The 14,858-nt window shown below is 69.4% G+C and carries 37 protein-coding genes; 33 read left to right on the top strand and 4 right to left on the bottom strand.

Annotated features, from left to right (window positions below; genetic code table 11):
- Nucleotides 1-37: 37 nt before the first annotated feature.
- From ACQEVU_RS57860 to ACQEVU_RS57995, 28 genes are read left to right on the top strand one after another with little or no spacing between them, the layout of a single operon-like run.
- Nucleotides 38-232: a hypothetical protein gene (locus ACQEVU_RS57860; protein WP_433339634.1), complete on the top strand. Its 195-nt coding sequence runs from the start codon at nt 38-40 to the stop codon at nt 230-232.
- Nucleotides 229-483, top strand: a complete 255-nt coding sequence (locus ACQEVU_RS57865; RefSeq protein WP_433339635.1) for a hypothetical protein — start codon at nt 229-231, stop codon at nt 481-483. Before ACQEVU_RS57860 ends, ACQEVU_RS57865 begins: the two co-directional genes overlap by 4 nt.
- A complete protein-coding gene (locus tag ACQEVU_RS57870; protein WP_433339636.1) occupies nt 480-842 on the top strand; it encodes a hypothetical protein in 363 nt (120 codons plus the stop codon). Before ACQEVU_RS57865 ends, ACQEVU_RS57870 begins: the two co-directional genes overlap by 4 nt.
- Nucleotides 839-1,525 carry a hypothetical protein gene (locus tag ACQEVU_RS57875; RefSeq protein WP_433339637.1) on the top strand — a complete coding sequence of 229 codons (687 nt, stop codon included), beginning with the start codon at nt 839-841 and terminating at the stop codon, nt 1,523-1,525. Before ACQEVU_RS57870 ends, ACQEVU_RS57875 begins: the two co-directional genes overlap by 4 nt.
- Nucleotides 1,522-2,157, top strand: coding sequence for a hypothetical protein (locus ACQEVU_RS57880; protein ID WP_433339638.1), 636 nt, complete (start codon nt 1,522-1,524; stop codon nt 2,155-2,157). Before ACQEVU_RS57875 ends, ACQEVU_RS57880 begins: the two co-directional genes overlap by 4 nt.
- Nucleotides 2,154-2,744 (top strand): hypothetical protein, encoded by a 591-nt coding sequence (locus ACQEVU_RS57885; RefSeq protein WP_433339639.1) that lies wholly within the window; start codon nt 2,154-2,156, stop codon nt 2,742-2,744. Before ACQEVU_RS57880 ends, ACQEVU_RS57885 begins: the two co-directional genes overlap by 4 nt.
- Nucleotides 2,741-3,037 carry a hypothetical protein gene (locus ACQEVU_RS57890; RefSeq protein WP_433339640.1) on the top strand — a complete coding sequence of 99 codons (297 nt, stop codon included), beginning with the start codon at nt 2,741-2,743 and terminating at the stop codon, nt 3,035-3,037. Before ACQEVU_RS57885 ends, ACQEVU_RS57890 begins: the two co-directional genes overlap by 4 nt.
- The gene (locus ACQEVU_RS57895) at nt 3,034-3,378 is read left to right on the top strand and encodes a hypothetical protein (protein ID WP_433339641.1); all 345 of its coding nucleotides are present in this window, start codon (nt 3,034-3,036) and stop codon (nt 3,376-3,378) included. The genes ACQEVU_RS57890 and ACQEVU_RS57895 overlap by 4 nt, the downstream gene beginning before the upstream one ends.
- Nucleotides 3,375-3,890: a hypothetical protein gene (locus ACQEVU_RS57900; RefSeq protein WP_433339642.1), complete on the top strand. Its 516-nt coding sequence runs from the start codon at nt 3,375-3,377 to the stop codon at nt 3,888-3,890. Before ACQEVU_RS57895 ends, ACQEVU_RS57900 begins: the two co-directional genes overlap by 4 nt.
- Nucleotides 3,890-4,090 (top strand): hypothetical protein, encoded by a 201-nt coding sequence (locus ACQEVU_RS57905; RefSeq protein ID WP_433339643.1) that lies wholly within the window; start codon nt 3,890-3,892, stop codon nt 4,088-4,090. The genes ACQEVU_RS57900 and ACQEVU_RS57905 overlap by 1 nt, the downstream gene beginning before the upstream one ends.
- Nucleotides 4,090-4,272 (top strand): hypothetical protein, encoded by a 183-nt coding sequence (locus ACQEVU_RS57910; protein WP_433339644.1) that lies wholly within the window; start codon nt 4,090-4,092, stop codon nt 4,270-4,272. The genes ACQEVU_RS57905 and ACQEVU_RS57910 overlap by 1 nt, the downstream gene beginning before the upstream one ends.
- Nucleotides 4,269-4,559, top strand: a complete 291-nt coding sequence (locus ACQEVU_RS57915; RefSeq protein ID WP_433339645.1) for a hypothetical protein — start codon at nt 4,269-4,271, stop codon at nt 4,557-4,559. Before ACQEVU_RS57910 ends, ACQEVU_RS57915 begins: the two co-directional genes overlap by 4 nt.
- Nucleotides 4,556-4,897, top strand: a complete 342-nt coding sequence (locus tag ACQEVU_RS57920) for a hypothetical protein (RefSeq protein ID WP_433339646.1) — start codon at nt 4,556-4,558, stop codon at nt 4,895-4,897. The genes ACQEVU_RS57915 and ACQEVU_RS57920 overlap by 4 nt, the downstream gene beginning before the upstream one ends.
- On the top strand, nt 4,894-5,583 hold the full coding sequence (locus tag ACQEVU_RS57925) for a hypothetical protein (protein ID WP_433339647.1): 690 nt from the start codon (nt 4,894-4,896) through the stop codon (nt 5,581-5,583). The genes ACQEVU_RS57920 and ACQEVU_RS57925 overlap by 4 nt, the downstream gene beginning before the upstream one ends.
- A complete protein-coding gene (locus ACQEVU_RS57930; RefSeq protein WP_433339648.1) occupies nt 5,580-5,870 on the top strand; it encodes a hypothetical protein in 291 nt (96 codons plus the stop codon). Before ACQEVU_RS57925 ends, ACQEVU_RS57930 begins: the two co-directional genes overlap by 4 nt.
- Complete coding sequence (locus ACQEVU_RS57935; RefSeq protein WP_433339649.1) at nt 5,867-6,361, top strand: hypothetical protein; 495 nt, start codon at nt 5,867-5,869, stop codon at nt 6,359-6,361. Before ACQEVU_RS57930 ends, ACQEVU_RS57935 begins: the two co-directional genes overlap by 4 nt.
- The gene (locus ACQEVU_RS57940) at nt 6,358-6,894 is read left to right on the top strand and encodes a hypothetical protein (protein ID WP_433339650.1); all 537 of its coding nucleotides are present in this window, start codon (nt 6,358-6,360) and stop codon (nt 6,892-6,894) included. Before ACQEVU_RS57935 ends, ACQEVU_RS57940 begins: the two co-directional genes overlap by 4 nt.
- Entirely contained in the window at nt 6,891-7,172 is a 282-nt protein-coding gene (locus ACQEVU_RS57945; protein ID WP_433339651.1) for a hypothetical protein, read from the top strand. The genes ACQEVU_RS57940 and ACQEVU_RS57945 overlap by 4 nt, the downstream gene beginning before the upstream one ends.
- Entirely contained in the window at nt 7,169-7,624 is a 456-nt protein-coding gene (locus ACQEVU_RS57950) for a hypothetical protein (RefSeq protein WP_433339652.1), read from the top strand. Before ACQEVU_RS57945 ends, ACQEVU_RS57950 begins: the two co-directional genes overlap by 4 nt.
- Nucleotides 7,621-7,923, top strand: coding sequence for a hypothetical protein (locus ACQEVU_RS57955; protein WP_433339653.1), 303 nt, complete (start codon nt 7,621-7,623; stop codon nt 7,921-7,923). Before ACQEVU_RS57950 ends, ACQEVU_RS57955 begins: the two co-directional genes overlap by 4 nt.
- A complete protein-coding gene (locus ACQEVU_RS57960; protein WP_433339654.1) occupies nt 7,920-8,213 on the top strand; it encodes a hypothetical protein in 294 nt (97 codons plus the stop codon). The genes ACQEVU_RS57955 and ACQEVU_RS57960 overlap by 4 nt, the downstream gene beginning before the upstream one ends.
- Nucleotides 8,210-8,521, top strand: a complete 312-nt coding sequence (locus tag ACQEVU_RS57965; protein WP_433339655.1) for a hypothetical protein — start codon at nt 8,210-8,212, stop codon at nt 8,519-8,521. The genes ACQEVU_RS57960 and ACQEVU_RS57965 overlap by 4 nt, the downstream gene beginning before the upstream one ends.
- Entirely contained in the window at nt 8,518-8,931 is a 414-nt protein-coding gene (locus tag ACQEVU_RS57970) for a hypothetical protein (RefSeq protein ID WP_433339656.1), read from the top strand. Before ACQEVU_RS57965 ends, ACQEVU_RS57970 begins: the two co-directional genes overlap by 4 nt.
- Nucleotides 8,928-9,215 (top strand): hypothetical protein, encoded by a 288-nt coding sequence (locus ACQEVU_RS57975; protein ID WP_433339657.1) that lies wholly within the window; start codon nt 8,928-8,930, stop codon nt 9,213-9,215. Before ACQEVU_RS57970 ends, ACQEVU_RS57975 begins: the two co-directional genes overlap by 4 nt.
- Entirely contained in the window at nt 9,212-9,430 is a 219-nt protein-coding gene (locus ACQEVU_RS57980; RefSeq protein ID WP_433339658.1) for a hypothetical protein, read from the top strand. The genes ACQEVU_RS57975 and ACQEVU_RS57980 overlap by 4 nt, the downstream gene beginning before the upstream one ends.
- Before the next feature lie 17 nt (nt 9,431-9,447).
- Nucleotides 9,448-9,639 (top strand): hypothetical protein, encoded by a 192-nt coding sequence (locus tag ACQEVU_RS57985; RefSeq protein ID WP_433339659.1) that lies wholly within the window; start codon nt 9,448-9,450, stop codon nt 9,637-9,639.
- Complete coding sequence (locus tag ACQEVU_RS57990) at nt 9,636-9,827, top strand: hypothetical protein (protein ID WP_433339660.1); 192 nt, start codon at nt 9,636-9,638, stop codon at nt 9,825-9,827. Before ACQEVU_RS57985 ends, ACQEVU_RS57990 begins: the two co-directional genes overlap by 4 nt.
- Nucleotides 9,824-9,946, top strand: a complete 123-nt coding sequence (locus ACQEVU_RS57995) for a hypothetical protein (protein WP_433339661.1) — start codon at nt 9,824-9,826, stop codon at nt 9,944-9,946. Before ACQEVU_RS57990 ends, ACQEVU_RS57995 begins: the two co-directional genes overlap by 4 nt.
- A gap of 42 nt (nt 9,947-9,988) precedes the next feature.
- Here the strand turns inward: ACQEVU_RS57995 and ACQEVU_RS58000 are convergent, their stop codons facing one another.
- Genes ACQEVU_RS58000 through ACQEVU_RS58010 form a run of 3 tightly spaced genes read right to left on the bottom strand, consistent with a single transcriptional unit; the run spans nt 9,989 to nt 10,802 of the window.
- On the bottom strand, nt 9,989-10,375 hold the full coding sequence (locus ACQEVU_RS58000; RefSeq protein WP_433339662.1) for a hypothetical protein: 387 nt from the start codon (nt 10,373-10,375) through the stop codon (nt 9,989-9,991).
- Nucleotides 10,372-10,548, bottom strand: a complete 177-nt coding sequence (locus tag ACQEVU_RS58005; RefSeq protein WP_433339663.1) for a hypothetical protein — start codon at nt 10,546-10,548, stop codon at nt 10,372-10,374. Before ACQEVU_RS58005 ends, ACQEVU_RS58000 begins: the two co-directional genes overlap by 4 nt.
- A gap of 32 nt (nt 10,549-10,580) precedes the next feature.
- A complete protein-coding gene (locus tag ACQEVU_RS58010) occupies nt 10,581-10,802 on the bottom strand; it encodes a hypothetical protein (RefSeq protein ID WP_433339664.1) in 222 nt (73 codons plus the stop codon).
- Nucleotides 10,803-11,007: 205 nt separating this feature from the next.
- Between ACQEVU_RS58010 and ACQEVU_RS58015 the strand changes: the two genes are divergently transcribed.
- Together ACQEVU_RS58015 and ACQEVU_RS58020 are read left to right on the top strand one after the other, a co-directional pair.
- Nucleotides 11,008-11,604 (top strand): hypothetical protein, encoded by a 597-nt coding sequence (locus tag ACQEVU_RS58015; protein WP_433339665.1) that lies wholly within the window; start codon nt 11,008-11,010, stop codon nt 11,602-11,604.
- Between the two features lie 57 nt (nt 11,605-11,661).
- Nucleotides 11,662-11,940, top strand: coding sequence for a hypothetical protein (locus ACQEVU_RS58020; protein ID WP_433339666.1), 279 nt, complete (start codon nt 11,662-11,664; stop codon nt 11,938-11,940).
- Here ACQEVU_RS58020 and ACQEVU_RS58025 read toward each other — a convergent pair.
- The gene (locus tag ACQEVU_RS58025) at nt 11,937-12,356 is read right to left on the bottom strand and encodes a helix-turn-helix domain-containing protein (RefSeq protein ID WP_433339667.1); all 420 of its coding nucleotides are present in this window, start codon (nt 12,354-12,356) and stop codon (nt 11,937-11,939) included. The genes ACQEVU_RS58020 and ACQEVU_RS58025 overlap by 4 nt on opposite strands.
- 89 nt (nt 12,357-12,445) lie before the next feature.
- On the opposite strand from ACQEVU_RS58025, the gene ACQEVU_RS58030 reads away from it, so the two are divergent.
- The 3 genes from ACQEVU_RS58030 (at nt 12,446) to ACQEVU_RS58040 (ending at nt 14,822) form a co-directional block, all read left to right on the top strand.
- Nucleotides 12,446-12,727 (top strand): hypothetical protein, encoded by a 282-nt coding sequence (locus tag ACQEVU_RS58030; RefSeq protein WP_433339668.1) that lies wholly within the window; start codon nt 12,446-12,448, stop codon nt 12,725-12,727.
- A 131-nt stretch (nt 12,728-12,858) separates the two neighbouring features.
- The gene (locus tag ACQEVU_RS58035; protein ID WP_433339669.1) at nt 12,859-14,253 is read left to right on the top strand and encodes a hypothetical protein; all 1,395 of its coding nucleotides are present in this window, start codon (nt 12,859-12,861) and stop codon (nt 14,251-14,253) included.
- A gap of 143 nt (nt 14,254-14,396) precedes the next feature.
- Nucleotides 14,397-14,822 carry a hypothetical protein gene (locus tag ACQEVU_RS58040; protein ID WP_433339670.1) on the top strand — a complete coding sequence of 142 codons (426 nt, stop codon included), beginning with the start codon at nt 14,397-14,399 and terminating at the stop codon, nt 14,820-14,822.
- The last annotated feature ends 36 nt before the right edge of the window (nt 14,823-14,858 follow it).

Here is a 14,858-nt window from a genome sequence, read left to right on the forward strand (position 1 = left end):
CGCGCTACGCGAGTCGCCCCGTTTACGACAAGGACACGTGTTTTCACAGCTCAGTGCCATCGATCGCGGTACGTCGATCTGCGTGATTTTCGATCACCGCGACCCGCCGAATGTGGAGATCTCCACATTCTCCACATCGGCTGACGGCACCTTCCGGAGCCACAACGGCCATCTACTCCTCGCCGCCTCAAGCGCAACCCCTGATCGCCACAACGAACGGAACTTCCTGTGAACGAAGACCTTGAACAGGCATACCGCCGCCAGATCGTCCAGCTCACCAAAGACCGGAACGAGGCGCGCGATGAGCGCGACCAAGCCCTTGCCAACTGGGGCAACGAGGTGCAGATCCTGCGCGCCCAGCTCGCTGAAGGCACCTCACCCCGAGTTGAAGCCCTGCGCCGCGAACTGCGACGCGTTCAGGGGCAGCGAGACCGTGCCGTCTCGGCGCTCAGCGAGGCTCGACGTGCGGGTGTTACAGCATGAAGCTCAAGCACAACGTGCCGGCACGAGCGTTCCGAAGCGATCCGATCACGCCGGAGTACCAGGCGGAGGTCGACCGTTCCACGAACAAGCTGATGCTCGACTATGAGCGGGCCCAGCGCCGCCTTCGCTCGGCCGAGGAGCGGCTTGAACGGGCCGAGGCCAAGACCGCCGCAAGGGCTGCCAAGAAGAAGGAGGCAGCGGCGCGCGAGCACGAGGCTCGCGTCGCTGCCGAACTCGTCGAGCTTCGCCGCGAAGAACTCCAGCGAATCGAGGCCCTGATGAAGTCGGCGCCAGCCAGCGCCCAGCACCGCGGTACCCGTAGTTTCCGTCCCATTCCGGCGCCAGGGAGGCAAGTGTGAAAGGCAAGCACTCACAGGCGGCGGCGGTTCGTCGCGACGTTTCGGCGATCGAGTCGGAGCGCGACAGTGCCTTGGCGCGGGCCGTCCGAGCCGAGACGGCGCTTGCGGAGCAGCGCGAAAGAGCGCAAAGGGAATCGGAGACCGCGAGTCGTGAGCTTCGCATGTTGCGCGAGGCTGCGACGGAGGCGACCTCGCCCGAGACGGAAGACCTTCGGCTCAAGCTGGAGCGCGCGCGGCGGTACGCCGAGGCATTGGAGGATGCGATCAGATCCTCCCAGCTTGAGACGGCGCAGCTTGAAATCAACATCGCGCGGGCACTGATGGCCGAGTATGGACTCTCCTCGATTACCGCACTTGGGTTTATCGCGGGCGTGTGTCGGGCTCGGCAACTCGACCGGCTAGGCCCAGTCAACTTCGATGACGGTCTCACGTCGCCAATCTCCGACTTCGACGCAGGGGTCCGCAGCAGTGGTCCGACCTACCGCCTCGGCCTCGGCGTCGGGATGGGTAACGGCGAAAAGAACCTTCGCTGGCGTGAGGACGGGGTCAGGGATGAGTACCGAGAGTTTGCACGGCAGTTCATTGCCGCCGCCCGCTCGGACAGCTCCAGCGAGACTGGCCCACGCCATCTCGGACCGCTGACTCTCGACGTCGCCCGTGCCGCCGCCGGAGTTGCGGCGTGAAGGGCAAGCATGGCCGCGCGGCCGAGACCCGCCAGCAATGGTTAGACCTGGAGCGGGACCGCGACGGCGCGATGGACCGCGCGATGAAGCTCCAGGCGCAACTGACCGCGGACCGCGATGCCTGGGCTCGCCGGCAGGCGGCGATGGAGAGCGAGATCGCGGCGCTCCGCACTGCGGCCAGCGAGGCGGTGACACCTGTCGTTCAGCAATTGCGAGACCAGATAGAGCGAATGCGCGCTCAGCGCGACGAGGCGGTAGCCCTGGCCGAGAAGGCTAGGGCAAAGCAGGGCCGGATGGCCGAACGGACTGTCGGGTTCATAGCCAAGGCGCTTGGCATCACGCACGTCGAGGCTATGGAGTACGTCGGCGGCTTCATCGACCTCGGGGCGCCCCGGGACGCCGAGACTGGCGACGTCCTGCTGCAGACCGTGCTCGACAACGGACTGAATGAAAGGATTGACCGAGGTGAGCTGACGTATGAACAGGCCGTTCAAATCGACGGCATCCGGTACGGACGGAAGCGGAAGCGGCACCGCGCCCTCGACGAGGCATTCGACGCTACGGTCAATCAGCCCACGGGCGCGCTCGGTCCGCTGACCAGCGACGTCGCAGCGGCGGTGGATGCCCGATGACCACGATTCCCGCCCTCATCCGCGCCCTGCACGCCGCCGGCTGGTCGTACCGGATCACGCACGAGGAGTCGCCCCGCGATGCGGACGGCGCCCCGTTCGACGACGGCTGCTACGTGCACTCGTGGACGCGCGGCGAGTGCACGATCGACGTGCCGCGGAAGATTCGCGGCCCGCTCGTCGGCTGTATCTCGTACCGTGCGGACGAGCACGACAGCACCGACGGCGCCCTCGTCGGTGTCGAACTCGTCCAGCGACACGGTGCCGACATCCTCCGCGTCCTCGGTGACTGTGTGGGCGTGTTCGAGCCCGACGACCCGGCTTGGCGCCCCCGTCCTTCCGGCTGGGTGGAGCGCCCTGCCCCGGTCGGCTCGTGGTGGGAGGCCCCGGACGGCGCCGCCTACGTCGATGGCGACTACCTCGACGGCCCCGGCGACCAGATCGTCACCTTCGTCCTGCACCGCCGCGACGGCAGCCGCGCCTGGGGCAAGGCGGGTGGGCGCGAGTTCGCCCACGCCTACACGCGCCTCGATGGGCCGCCCGACTGGTACACGCCTGACCCCGACGCCGCCTTGGAGGCGACCCGATGAGAACCTACTTCCTGATCGTCACCCAGCACGCGTGGCTGAACGAGTCCGGCCACGGCGTCGAGTACCGCTGCGTCAGCAGTGAGTTCGCCCGCCGCGAGACGGCGCTCCGCTGGGCCAGCGCCCAGTTCGACCACGACGACCTCAACATCGCCACCGTCACCGACGGCCGGATCGTCGCGTTCGGCTCGGGCATGGACGACTTCGGCCCCGACGTCGACGGCACCCCGCACTTCGGGCACGACCTGGGCGAGATCGCCGAGCAGATCGGGCTGACCGAGACGAGCGCCCGATGACGGACCTGGACCCGGACCTGATCTCCCGCCGGCAGTGCAACGCCGAGGCACTCCTGGCCGGCAACCTCGAGCCGGACGCTGACCACGAGGCGGCCGAGGCCGACCTGCGGCACCTCGTCGGCCACGACGTGCAGGCGCTGCTGTGCGAGCTGGAGCGCCTCGCCGACCAGGACGTGCTCGACATGCTCGGCTCGATCGACAACGCGCTGCGCAACGGCTCCCACATGACGAACGCGAACCTGGCGTTCCTGCTGCTGTGCGAGCGGCTCGGCGTCGACCGGGACCGGCTCGTGTTCAACCCGCAGCGGATCGGCGAGATCGCGGCCGAGGTGACCCGATGAGCCCCGTGACCCGCCACCACCGCGGCGCTGTCCAGATCGACCCGACCCTGCTCGACGACATCGACTGGGTCCTCGACATGGACACGGCCGCAGCGCCGGAGGTGGTGCGCCCGCTCGGCGACGAGCTCCGCGACTACCACCGGGACCTGAGCCTGGACTACGACCGCGACCACGTCGAAGGCATCCACGACTGGCTGTACGTCCGCGAGGTCGACTCGGTGCAGCGGCTCCGGGCGAGCCTGACACCGGGCGGCGCCGTCGATGCGCAGTTCCTGTCCGAGGTCCGCAACATTCTCGACGGGCTGACGCTCAGCTTCGAATCAGAGTGCGGTGCGGACCCGTGCTGCAACGACTGCAAGTGGTGCTGGTTCCTGCTGCTGCGGGATCGGTGCGACGCGGCGTTCAACCGGGCTGGGTTCAGCCGGCCCGCGTACCTCGACGCGCTCGACTACGACCCGGACGAGGTGTGGCGGACCCGCGGTGCCGCTGCGACGCCGGCGGGTGGCGCCTGATGGCCACCGAGACCGCGCAGGAGTGGGCGGCCCGCCTGTCCGCCGCCGACGTCGAGGCGATCTTCCACAAGGCGCTGGGCGGGCACGACATGCGCGGCGTGGTGTACGCGCTGCGGCTGCTGGCGACGAAGGACCCGCACCGGGCGCAGGAACTGCTCGACCTCATCCAGGTCGGCGTGAAGCTCCGGGAGGGTGCCTGATGGCCGACAACCTTGGCTTGCGCGCCGAGCTCGACGAGCTGGGCCCGTCCGAGTGGGCGTTCCAGACGCTGCTGCGGATCGCCGCGTGGGGCCTGCACGACGACAACCGCGACGAACTGCGCGAGATGACGAAAGAGGCCCGGGCGAGGTTCCGGGCCGAGACCCCCGAGGAGACGAAATGAGCAACGACCCGTTCCCCACGGACCGCTACATGATGGCGACAGTCGCCCACCACAAGCTTGGCGATATCTCCCGCGACAAGCCCGCTCTCGCGGTCATCTACGGCGAAACCGACACCGACTGGATCGGGCAGTGGGCCGCCGGGTTCGGCCTCGTCAACGTCCGCTTCCCGAAGGCCACCACCCGCGAACTGACCGAGGCCGAGAAGGCGCACTACCGGACCAAGGTCGTGCAGATCAACGGCGGTGCGGTCGAGGAGATCCGGATCGACAAGGAGGTAGCCCGATGAGCCGCGACGAGTACGACCCGATCAAGTGCCCGATGCCCGACTGTGACGCCGACCTGTTTCTGGACTGGACGGCGTCGATCGGGCTGTCCCGCGGCCTGCTGACCGTCGCCGACGACTCGTGGATGCCGGACCCGGCCCACCCGGACGGTGCCGGCTGGCGGGTGGCGTGCGCCGAGGGGCACGTGGTGCTCCTGCCCGGCCCGACCGGCTGCCCGTGCGGCGCCGACAGCTGCGCGCGCCATGGCTTCGACGAGGCCGAGGACCTGCGGCGCTTCCACGCGCTGGACGCGGAACGGCTGTCCGAGGTGCTGACCCGGCTCGGTGCGGTGACCCGATGACCACGTCCTACGCCCGCCACGCCCTGCTCCTCGCCGAGTCGAAGGAGCGTTTCGCCCGCGAGACCGCCAGCCACGAGCTGACGATCCTCCACGACGACGGCCTGTACCGGCACATCCGCTGCGCGACCCCCGGCCGCGCCATCCACCGCTTCGACCTGATCACCTGGCCGGGGCATCTGACGATCACCGGTGACGTCGAGTCGGCGCTGACGTTCCGCCGCGCCGACGACATGTTCGCGTTCTTCCGCGGCGCCGGCGACATCAACCCCGGCTACTGGGCGGAGAAGCTCGTCGGCGACCGCCGGGCGCTGGAGACGTACTCGATGGACCTGTTCCGGTTGCTCGTCGACGAGCACGTCACCGACGCCGTCGAGGCCGACGTGGACCTGGCGCCGGTCGACGATGACCAGCCGGGCCTGGCCGCCGCGGTCGAGGCGGCGTTGACCGACGAGTTCAACCACGAGGACGCCGACGGCGCGCAGGAGTTCCTCCAGCGGTTCAGGTACCGCTACGCCGACCGGGCTGGCGTTGAGCAGGAGTTCCGTTTCGTGGACGCGTGGGAGTGGGACCTTGCCGAGTGGCACTGGTCGTACCTGTGGGCGTGCCACGCGATCCGGTGGGGCGTCGGACGGTACGACGCGGCGAAGGCTGAGCCGCTCGGCGAGCTCGTAGAGGTGGCCCGATGACCGCCCCCGAGGAGCTCCTCCGTCGCCGCTTGGTCCAGGCGCTGCGGTCCTGCGGGCCGAACGCCGCAACGGGCGCACTGGCCGACGCCGTCCTCGCGCTCGGCGACCTGGAGTCCCGCTGGGAGGTTCGCGGCGGCGACCCCGACGACCCTGGCGACCGCTGGTACAGCTACTGCGACACCCGCGCCGAGGCGGACGCGCTGGCTGCGAAGCGCAAGGCCGAGGTGTTCGCCGTGTTCTCGCTGCGGTTCATGCCGATCAGCGTCGATCAGGAGGGTCCACGATGACCGCCCGCACCCAGCTGGTCGTCCTGTACCACGACCACCAGCACATGTACTTCCCGGTCGGCCCGGACTGCGGCTGGAAGATCGACAACGCGTCGCGGTGCCTCGTCGTCGGGAAGTTCCCCCGCACCTACATCCCGCTCGACACGGTCCGGTCGTTCGACATCGAGGCCATCGGCGGGGACGCGCCCGAGGCGGCTGGACGAGGAGCTGGGGCGGTGAACGCCCGGTTCGTGGTCGTTCACACCGACGCCGAGGGTGTCGAGCGGACCCTCGGCAACATCATCTACACGGACGAGGGCGCAGCATCCAAGCGGGTCGCTGAGCGTCGCGCGCGGGCCCTCGCCGAGGGCTGGCCGGACCGCTACGACTTGTGGCTGCTGGTACCCGTGCCGACCGAGGTCGGGCCGCCGACGTGTGACCGGTGTGGCGAGCGGGGTGGACACGCGCGGTCGTGCGCCCCGCCTGAACGGGTTGAGGAGGTGGGCCGATGACCGCCGCAAGCCCGATCACCCGGCTTGTGCCGGGCCGCCGCGTCCGTGCCGTCATGTCCGACAAGGGCGGCACCCGGACCCTGTCCTCGCCGTACCGGCTGACCGGCCTATACGAGTACGCCGACTGGATTCCCACCGCGCACCTGCGGGCGATCGCCGAGTCGATCCGCGAGTGCGGCGACCACCGCGACAACTGGGGCACCTTCCCGTGCGCGCCGGTCGTCGACGGTCTGATCGCGCTCGCCGATGAGGTCGACGCCAGCCCGGTCGCCGGCCACGACCAGGCCGACATCGGCCGCGAACACCGGGATCTGCTCGTCTCGTGGCAGCGCCGGATGGAAGCCCGGTCGCCGCTCCTCGCCGAGGCCGCGCGGATCGTCGATGACCTTGTCGTATCCAGGAGTGTCGGGCAGGCACGGGCGGTCCTGGCGTTGCTTGCCGACGCGGATCTGCTGCTGCCCGGCGTCGACGCCGAGCTGCGGCCGGTGCTGGCCCGCTACGCCGCTATCGATCAGACGGAGGTAACGCGATGAGCTACACCCGCTATGTCATGAAGGCCGACCCGTCGTATGTCGTCGAGGCGGTCCGGCTGCACGAGACCGACACCGACTGGGGTGCGGTCGCCGACTGGTGCGGCGCCGACATCCGCGTGGACGGCTCGCCGGAGACCGGCATCTACTCGGTGCTGGATCTCGGCCTCGACGGTGCTGTGCATGGCGACTGGGTTGTGAAGCAGCCCGGCGGCTGGTTCGTGTGGGACGCCGACGGGTTCGCCCACGTATTCCAGCTGGCGCCGGAGGTCGCCCGGTGACCGGCCTGAACTGGGAAGACTCCTGCACCTGCGACGACCCGTTCGCCGCGGACCCGCCGACGTTCGTCGAGGGCTGCCCGGCGCACGGCGGTGAGGTCCGGGAGGTCGCGCGGCGGCTCGATCGTTGGCGCAAGGAGTTGGCGCCGGCGCGGGCCTGGACCGGTCACCACGACCGGCTGAGCCGTTCGATCGCCGCGTTCGAGGCGCTGCTGGTCGAGCACTGGCGGCATGAGGCGCCCGGCCCGGTCCCGTCACCGACCGGTTCGTGCGGGGCGTGCGGCGGCACCGGCGAGGTGTTCCACGGCTTCGGCGAGAACGGGCCCGTGTTCGGCGGCGAGTGCGGGTGTGAGACGCCGTTCTGCGGCGGCTGCGGCCAGCCGTGGCCGTGCGGGCCGGTGAAGACGATCGGCGCCGCTGTAGGGGCGGCGTTCGCGATGGAGGAGGTTCGATGAGCGCGAAGACGATCACGTGCTACCTGCTGGTCTGTGACGGCTGCGGCAAGAACATCGACGTCGACATGGACGGCGGTATCAGGCACTTCGACTCGGTCGAGGAGGCCCGCGAGGAGATCAACGAGCAGTGGGACGACGACCCGGGCCGCGACCCGGTGTCCGTCGGCGGCCAAGACCTGTGCGGCCCGTGCCGGCTGAAGCCGCACGAGTTCGTGCCGGTCGACCGGCCCTACGGCGTCGACGACCGCTGCATGCGTTGCTGCGTCGAACGCGACGAGCACGAGGAGGTGTCCGCGTGAACGCCGAGGAGTTCAACCGCCTCCTGTCCCGTTTCGAGGACGCCTCCGTTGCCCTGCACACCGAGCAGACGCGGTCCGCGCAGGACCGCTGGGAGGTGGCCTGCGATGCGATCCGCGAGGACCGGAGCAGACTGCTCCGGCTCATCCGGGACCTGCTCGACTCCGACGACTGCTGGTTCGACCATCACGGCGGCTGCCAGGCCCACGGCTACCTGTCGCTGGAGCCGGGCGAGCAATGTCCGCACGCTGAGGCGAAAGCGCTCCTCGACGCCGAAGGGGTGGCCCGGTGAGCGCCGTCCCCTCGACGTACGGATACGCGGTCCTCGACAACCTCGGCCGGAACGGCTGGAGCTTGTACGCCCGCACCGGGCAGATGGTCCACCGCATGCTGTTCACCAGCCGGCATCTCGCCGAGGACCAGTCGCCGCGGGACCGCGCCGTCGCCGAGCTCGCCGGGCTGGGCTGGAAGGTCCGAGGTGACGGCTCCTGGTACATACAGGCGTGGACCGGGGCGCCCGCCGGCACGAGCTGGGTGGCGATCGAGCCGATCGACACGCCAGAGGCCGACGCGGTCCGGCGGCAGCGAGGTGCGTGGTGAACGCGAAGCTCAGGGAGCACGCCGACCTGCTACGCCGGGCCGCCGGGCACGTTCGCGGGCACCTGGTCGACGTGACCCCCGGCCCGTGGATGTCCGTCGGCGAGACGAACCGCAAGAACAGCATCGCCCTCGTCGGCGCGGTCGCGAAACGCGGCACCGGGCAGGCGATCGCCGTCCTGGCCGGCGACCCGCGGACCCGGCACGCCGACGCCCGGCTGATCGAACTCATGCACCCGCCGGTCCCCGAGGGCCTCGCCGCGCTATTCGACAGGGCCGCCGCCGCGATGGACAGCCTCGACGACACAGACCGCCAGATGCGGATGACAGAGGCGCACCTGGCGCACCTCGCCGACCTCATGGAGATCGTCCGGCTGGCCCGCGAGGTGCTGCGCGAGGGGGTGGGGCGGTGACCGCGGTCTACGAACGCACCGGCGACCTCGCCGCGCTGCTACCGTCCCGGGCCGCGTGCGAGCGTGGGTCGACGACCGTCCACGCCGCCGAGGACACGATCGCCCACCACGACAGTTTCGGCGGCTGGGACCACCACTACCCGGAGCTGACGTCGCTGTGCGGCGAGCGCGGCTGGGGCGAGGCCGGCGCCGGGAGCCGATTCGCCGGGCAGGTGATGGACCTGTCGCACGTCAACTGCCCGCGGTGCCGGCGCACGACCCGATTCCGGGAGGCGACCCGGTGAGCGACCTCCGCCGCTGGCTTGAGGCCGAGTTCGCGAAGGCGCAGGAGGACGTCCGCCTCGCCCGGTTGGCCGCGAACTCTCGGCGGCAGGAGGGCCGAGGCTTCGTGGCCGTGAACTACGCCTCGGCGGTCGCCCGGCTGGTCACGCTCGGCGAAGTGATGCAGCACCTGGACGAGCCCGCGCCGCGGCGGATGCAACACGAGCCCGGCGCCTGACCCTGAAGGAGAAGCTCATGGCTGACCTGAAGCTCCACCTCACCGACGGCCGCACCTGCACCGTCTCCAACGCTGGCGCGTCCGGCACGATCGGCAGCGTCGTCGAGGCCTTCCTCGCCGGCCAGCAGGGCGTGTTCACCGTGACCGTCGACGACACCGTGCGCCAGTTCCATGTGCAGGACCTGGCCGGCATCGAGGTCGTTCGGTGACCGCCGCCCTGCGCCACCTGGCGTGCCCGTTCTGCCCGCACACGACCGCGTTCACCGACCCGGACGTCGACGAGGACTCCGACCCGGACGCGGCGTTCGGCGACCTGCTCAGCCACATCCGGTGGGAGCACGGCGACCAGGATCAGACCCCGGCCGTGCTGTGGCCGAAGATCAAGGAGAAGCGGTGAGCACGCCGCTGCCGGCCGGCGCGCCCTCGGCCGCCGTGCTGCGCCTCGCCGAGGACAATCCCGGCCTGCTCGTCGACCCGGGCCTGGCCGGCCGGCTCGGCCTCGACGGGCCGGCCTGACGCTGCTGCCAGTCTGGACGCAACTGGCGCCAGACTGGCAGTTCAGAAATCCTCGATGACCACCGTGTCGACACCGTCGCTGTACGCGTCCGGGGTTCGGGTCGCCACATACCACGCCTGGCCGCGTGCGACGAGAAGTGCCGCCGCACCCGACCCGGGGCCGCCGAACAGGGCCGCCGCCGAAGCGTGCGCCTTCCACTCATCCGCATCCAGCCCGACAACGACAACCGACGGGTGGCCGGTGAGAACGTCCAGCATCGGCCATGCCGCCTCGTCCAGCTGGACGCCCGCTTCGATGAGGCAGATCGCGGGGACGGCGACAGCCGCTTTCTCCTCCGCGACCTCGCCGAGGAGTTCACCGAGGCCCGTGGACCCCGCCACGTAGGCGAGCACGGTGGAGGTGTCGAGGGTGAGCTGGGCGTTGATCACCGGGAGGTGATGCGGGCCAGCAGTGCCCGGCGGCGCTCTTCGCGCTGCTCCGGCGTCCACCGGGTGGCGAGCTCGTCGAGCTTGGCCCGCATCCGGGCCCGGCCGGCGGCGGTGATCAGGACGCCGCGTTCGTCCAAGTAGTCGCCTCGGGTGTCGGGCTGCTGGTCGGCCATACGTTCGACCATACCGGGTCGGCCCGACCCGGTCACGTGGTCATGTGGGCGCGGCGGCGGGTTGCCACCGGCGTCAGGTCGCCGACGTCGAGCCCGTGCCGGTGCAGCAACTCCTGCAGCTGGCTGGTCGTACACCAGTGCTTGGCACCCCACGGGTCGACGGCGCGATGCCACATGCGGTCGCCGGAGTCGTCGAGGTCGCACCACACCGCCTCGACCCGCCACCCGTCCGCGTGCAGCACCGCCTCCACCATCAGCCCATGATCGCTCGACGTTTTGGCAGGTCAAGGGTGCCAGGCGAACTACAAGGCTGGAATTCACTGGAGCGCCGACGCGGAAGCGGTCAGCGGACTGGCCAGCCGCCGCGCACCCCTCGGACCGTTCAGGCGGCCAACCGTCCAGTTGCCAGGTGTCCGCCGCCTCGGAAGGATCGGGGATCCGCAACCGAGGAGGTTCACCGTGCGCCGCCTGCTGCCACTCGCCGCCCTAGCCCTGCTCACCGCATGCGGCAACAGCAGCAACCCGGAGGCATCCGCTACAGCAGCGCCCACACCCGGCGTGTACAGCCCCGGACCCGGCGTCGTTGTACCCAGCTACACCCCATCCGTGTCGCCATCGAAGCTGGTGGTCACCTGGCGGAACTGCGACCCCCAGAAGAGTCAGATCCTCCAACCCAACAGCGACGCCTGCGAAACCTCATTCGCTGTTGACGCCTGCCAAGCCTCGAAAAGTCACGGAGATGCGCTGCTCGAGGTGTTCATCGAGAACAAGGGTGAGGTCGAGGAGGCCGACCTGCAGGACTGCCCGCAGTATCTGCCGACGTGGCGAAAAGCGCAGCGTGGATTCGCCGACGGCACCCACCTCGTTCCCGAGGACGTCCAACCGGGCACGTATCAGACACTCGGCGGCGTCCAAGATTGTTATTGGGAGCGCAATGCGGGCGGGAAGATCCTGGCGAACAACTTCATCACCGGGGCAAGGTCGGCGCGGGTTACCGTCCAGAAAGGCGACGAGACCCTGGTGACCCGGGGCTGCGGCGACTGGCTACCGGCCTGACGCGCCGGCCAGCCGCTATCCTCAGGGTCACCTTGCGCGCCCCTCGCAACCCGGACGGTGACCGTGACTCTGCAGCGCTACGAGATGCAGCTCCGCCGAAACCAGCACAAAGAGCGCCTTGACCCGTTCAGCCGCACCGTCGACCTCGACGACCCCGCGCAGCTGTCCACCGTCGAAAGTCTCCTCGTCAAACTCCTCGCCGACGCTGTGAAACGTAGCGGCGGGAAGATCAGCAACCTGCACGAGTACGACCTGCAGCTCCGGAAAGCCGGCAGCGGCCACGTCGAGCTGACGTTCGTGGCGCACGTATCCGAGGTAGACGAACGGGACCGCTAACCGGCCTCGGCCGCCCGTTGCGCCCAGCGCGGCGCCACGATGCCACGGTAGGTGTCCGTGAGCGCCTGCAGGATCGTCTCCAGGCGGTCGCGCTCCTCGGCGGTCAGCAGTGAGTCGTCCTCGATCAGGCTGGCCAGCTCGACCAACGTCGGGGGGATAGCCCCCCGTCCGCCGTGGCGCACGCCGCCAGTCCAGCGCGCCACAAGATCGGTGACGGGCACGTCGAGGGCGTCGCCGAGTCGCTGTAGCGTGCGCACGTCCGGCGTGTACTCGTCGCTGTAGGTGAGACGGCTGACCGTAGCGGCACTGATGCCGGTGGCCTTGACCAGGTCGAGCTGCCGATGCATGCCCTTCTCGGTCATCCGCTTGAGCAGGTAGAACCCGAATTGCGTGGGTCCACGCTCGCCGTCCGCCATGCCGCCAGTATGCCGCGCGCCCACACAGAAGATGGCGCAGCCCTCGCCGCGCGAAGTGACTTCCGCAGAATGATGCTAAGATCGCTTCCATGAAAGCAGGATCAACCGTCGAGAGTGGAATCCACCTCCGGTGGGACCGCCTCCAGGAATTCATGGGCGAGCTGAGCCTCCTGTCCGTCGAGGGGCAGGCGCGGCAGCTTGAGATGCGCCCGCTCAACCTTCACCGCGCCAAGCACGACAACCGCGTCGGCGACCGCACCATCGTCGAGATCATGGCTGGCACTGCTGCGATCGCCCGGCGACGCCGCGCGAAGGCGCCCAAGTTCGAGGACCTCTTCGAGATCCGCCTGCCGGCCCGTCCCGAGTCCTGACAAGCAGAAGGCCCGGCGCGGTCTGACCACCGCATTGCCGGGCCCGGATTGGACTAGGGAGGTCCAACCATCATGCTCGCCCCCGAGCATACGACGAACACAACCAAGACCGCGACACCGCGGCGGTGCCCGTGAGCAACGCCGAGGAGCCCGAACACCTGCAAACGCTCCACACGCGGTTCCGCCGCTGGCTCGGCGACAGCTACGACCTCGGTGCCATCGACGCCACCTGCGCGACAGCGGCAGTGGAGCAACTCGACGGCGACCCGTGCTGGCTCATCCTCATCTCCGGCTCCGGCAATGCCAAGACTGAAACCGTCATGGCACTCACCGGAGCAGGGGCACTCACGAGCTCGAAAGTCACCGGCGAAGCCGCCCTGCTGTCCGGTACGTCAAAGAAGGAACGCTCCGCCAAAGCCACCGGCGGTCTGCTGCGGCGCATCGGCGAACGCGGCATCCTCGTCCTCAAGGACTTCACCAGCATCATCAGCATGAACAGTGAACGCCGCAACGAAGTCCTCGGCGCACTCCGCGAGGTCTACGACGGACACTGGGACCGCGAAGTCGGTGCCGACGGCGGCGTCATCCTCACCTGGGACGGCCGGATCGTCGTCGTTGCCGCATGCACCACCGCGTACGACTCGGCGCACGGCGTGATCGCAGCGATGGGTGACCGGTTCGTGCTGTACCGCATGAACTCCTCGGCGACGGTGGTCCGGCTCGCCGCCGGCCGCCAGTCGCTGCTGAACGTCGGCGACGAGTTGCAGATGCGGGCAGAACTTGCCGAGGCGGTCGGCGACGTGCTCAAGCACGTCAACCCCGAACTCGCCGTCCTCAGCGAACAGGTGCAGGACGATCTGCTTCGGGTCGCGAACCTGATCACGCTCGGCCGCACCGCCGTCCAGCGCGACTACCGAGGCGACGTCGTCAGCGCCGAAGCGCCCGAGATGCCGACCCGCTTCGCGAAGATGCTGGCGCAGATCGTGCGGGGCGGGCTGTCGCTGGGCATGACCGAGGAGTACGCGGTGTCGATTGCTGTGCACGCCGCAGGCGACTCAATGCCGCCGCTGCGGCTGGATGCGCTCTGGGACGTCTACCAGCATCCGGGCAGCACCTACACGCAGGTCGCGAAGCGGCTCCAGAAGCCCCGGACGACGGTCGACCGGGAGCTTCAGGCGCTGCATCTGATCGGGCTGCTGCACCAGGACGACGCCCCCGATGGCGGTCAAGGGTGGCGGTACGTGATCAGCGGCGAGGTCGAGGTGCCGGTGCTGGAGCGGGTGTGGTCCAGAAGTGCACCGGCGGACGTGCCCAGAAATCCCCAATCTGACGCACTGGCGACGTCGCAGCAGCCGTCTCTTCTTGAACCCAAAAACCCGAGGTTGGGGATTTCTGGGCACGTCGCGAGGGCGTCAGCCAGCAGTGAGCGACCACTTGACTACGTTGGGTGCGCAATCTGTGGCGAGAGCCTTGACCCGCGCCTCGGCGCCACAACGCATCCAGGATGCGAACGCAGAGCCGCATGACGGCCCGGACCGCAGCGCACAGGCCACCTCCGGGCCAGACCGTAACGACGCCGAGGAGCCGCGAGCATCAGCGCGCGCGAACCTCCCGGCACGCGACATACACGCCACATTGCCCCCGATCATCTTGACGAACGGACGAAACGATGACTCTCGAGAAGACCGAGGACTGGCAGCGACTCGGACAGGCGGTCGTAGCGCGACGCGTCGAACTGGGCATGAAGACGCGGCAGTCGTTCGCCGCCGCGGCGTTCATGTCGGAGCGCGTCCTGGCCGAGATCGAAAAGGCCAGGCGCTCCAACTACGACCCAGCCACGATCGCGCGCCTGGAGCAGGCGCTCCGCTGGCCCTTCGGTACCGCGCGCAGCATCGTTGCTGGCGACGCCGAACCGCCGTCCGGCCCGCCGCCTAGCCCACGGGTCAACACCGGCAACGCCCTCGACCGGCTCGCCGCCCTGCTCGACCCCCGCGGACCTCTGGACCTGCAGGCGCGCACCGCGCTGGAGACTGCCCTGGAGGCGCTGGCCAGCCTCGCCGAAGCGCAGGCCAGCCCTGAGATCTGCCGCCCTTGAGGCAGGTCACGACGAAACCGCCCCGGCTCCGAAGAG

The organism is Dactylosporangium sp. CA-139066, from assembly GCF_050936175.1.
In the GTDB taxonomy this organism is placed as follows: domain Bacteria; phylum Actinomycetota; class Actinomycetes; order Mycobacteriales; family Micromonosporaceae; genus Dactylosporangium.

Bases quoted from the DNA above. Each gene is read 5' to 3' on its own strand.
- ACQEVU_RS57940 (WP_433339650.1), top strand. From the start codon at position 6,358: ATGACCGCCGCAAGCCCGATCACCCGGCTTGTGCCGGGCCGCCGCGTC.
- ACQEVU_RS57930 (WP_433339648.1), top strand. From the start codon at position 5,580: ATGACCGCCCCCGAGGAGCTCCTCCGTCGCCGCTTGGTCCAGGCGCTG.
- ACQEVU_RS57900 (WP_433339642.1), top strand. From the start codon at position 3,375: ATGAGCCCCGTGACCCGCCACCACCGCGGCGCTGTCCAGATCGACCCG.
- ACQEVU_RS57985 (WP_433339659.1), top strand. From the start codon at position 9,448: ATGGCTGACCTGAAGCTCCACCTCACCGACGGCCGCACCTGCACCGTC.
- ACQEVU_RS57955 (WP_433339653.1), top strand. From the start codon at position 7,621: ATGAGCGCGAAGACGATCACGTGCTACCTGCTGGTCTGTGACGGCTGC.
- ACQEVU_RS57935 (WP_433339649.1), top strand. From the start codon at position 5,867: ATGACCGCCCGCACCCAGCTGGTCGTCCTGTACCACGACCACCAGCAC.
- ACQEVU_RS58025 (WP_433339667.1), bottom strand. From the start codon at position 12,356: ATGGCGGACGGCGAGCGTGGACCCACGCAATTCGGGTTCTACCTGCTC.
- ACQEVU_RS57905 (WP_433339643.1), top strand. From the start codon at position 3,890: ATGGCCACCGAGACCGCGCAGGAGTGGGCGGCCCGCCTGTCCGCCGCC.
- ACQEVU_RS57895 (WP_433339641.1), top strand. From the start codon at position 3,034: ATGACGGACCTGGACCCGGACCTGATCTCCCGCCGGCAGTGCAACGCC.
- ACQEVU_RS58005 (WP_433339663.1), bottom strand. From the start codon at position 10,548: ATGGCCGACCAGCAGCCCGACACCCGAGGCGACTACTTGGACGAACGC.
- ACQEVU_RS57920 (WP_433339646.1), top strand. From the start codon at position 4,556: ATGAGCCGCGACGAGTACGACCCGATCAAGTGCCCGATGCCCGACTGT.
- ACQEVU_RS57885 (WP_433339639.1), top strand. From the start codon at position 2,154: ATGACCACGATTCCCGCCCTCATCCGCGCCCTGCACGCCGCCGGCTGG.
- ACQEVU_RS57910 (WP_433339644.1), top strand. From the start codon at position 4,090: ATGGCCGACAACCTTGGCTTGCGCGCCGAGCTCGACGAGCTGGGCCCG.
- ACQEVU_RS57915 (WP_433339645.1), top strand. From the start codon at position 4,269: ATGAGCAACGACCCGTTCCCCACGGACCGCTACATGATGGCGACAGTC.
- ACQEVU_RS58030 (WP_433339668.1), top strand. From the start codon at position 12,446: ATGAAAGCAGGATCAACCGTCGAGAGTGGAATCCACCTCCGGTGGGAC.
- ACQEVU_RS57945 (WP_433339651.1), top strand. From the start codon at position 6,891: ATGAGCTACACCCGCTATGTCATGAAGGCCGACCCGTCGTATGTCGTC.
- ACQEVU_RS58040 (WP_433339670.1), top strand. From the start codon at position 14,397: ATGACTCTCGAGAAGACCGAGGACTGGCAGCGACTCGGACAGGCGGTC.
- ACQEVU_RS57870 (WP_433339636.1), top strand. From the start codon at position 480: ATGAAGCTCAAGCACAACGTGCCGGCACGAGCGTTCCGAAGCGATCCG.
- ACQEVU_RS57925 (WP_433339647.1), top strand. From the start codon at position 4,894: ATGACCACGTCCTACGCCCGCCACGCCCTGCTCCTCGCCGAGTCGAAG.
- ACQEVU_RS57890 (WP_433339640.1), top strand. From the start codon at position 2,741: ATGAGAACCTACTTCCTGATCGTCACCCAGCACGCGTGGCTGAACGAG.
- ACQEVU_RS58010 (WP_433339664.1), bottom strand. From the start codon at position 10,802: ATGGTGGAGGCGGTGCTGCACGCGGACGGGTGGCGGGTCGAGGCGGTG.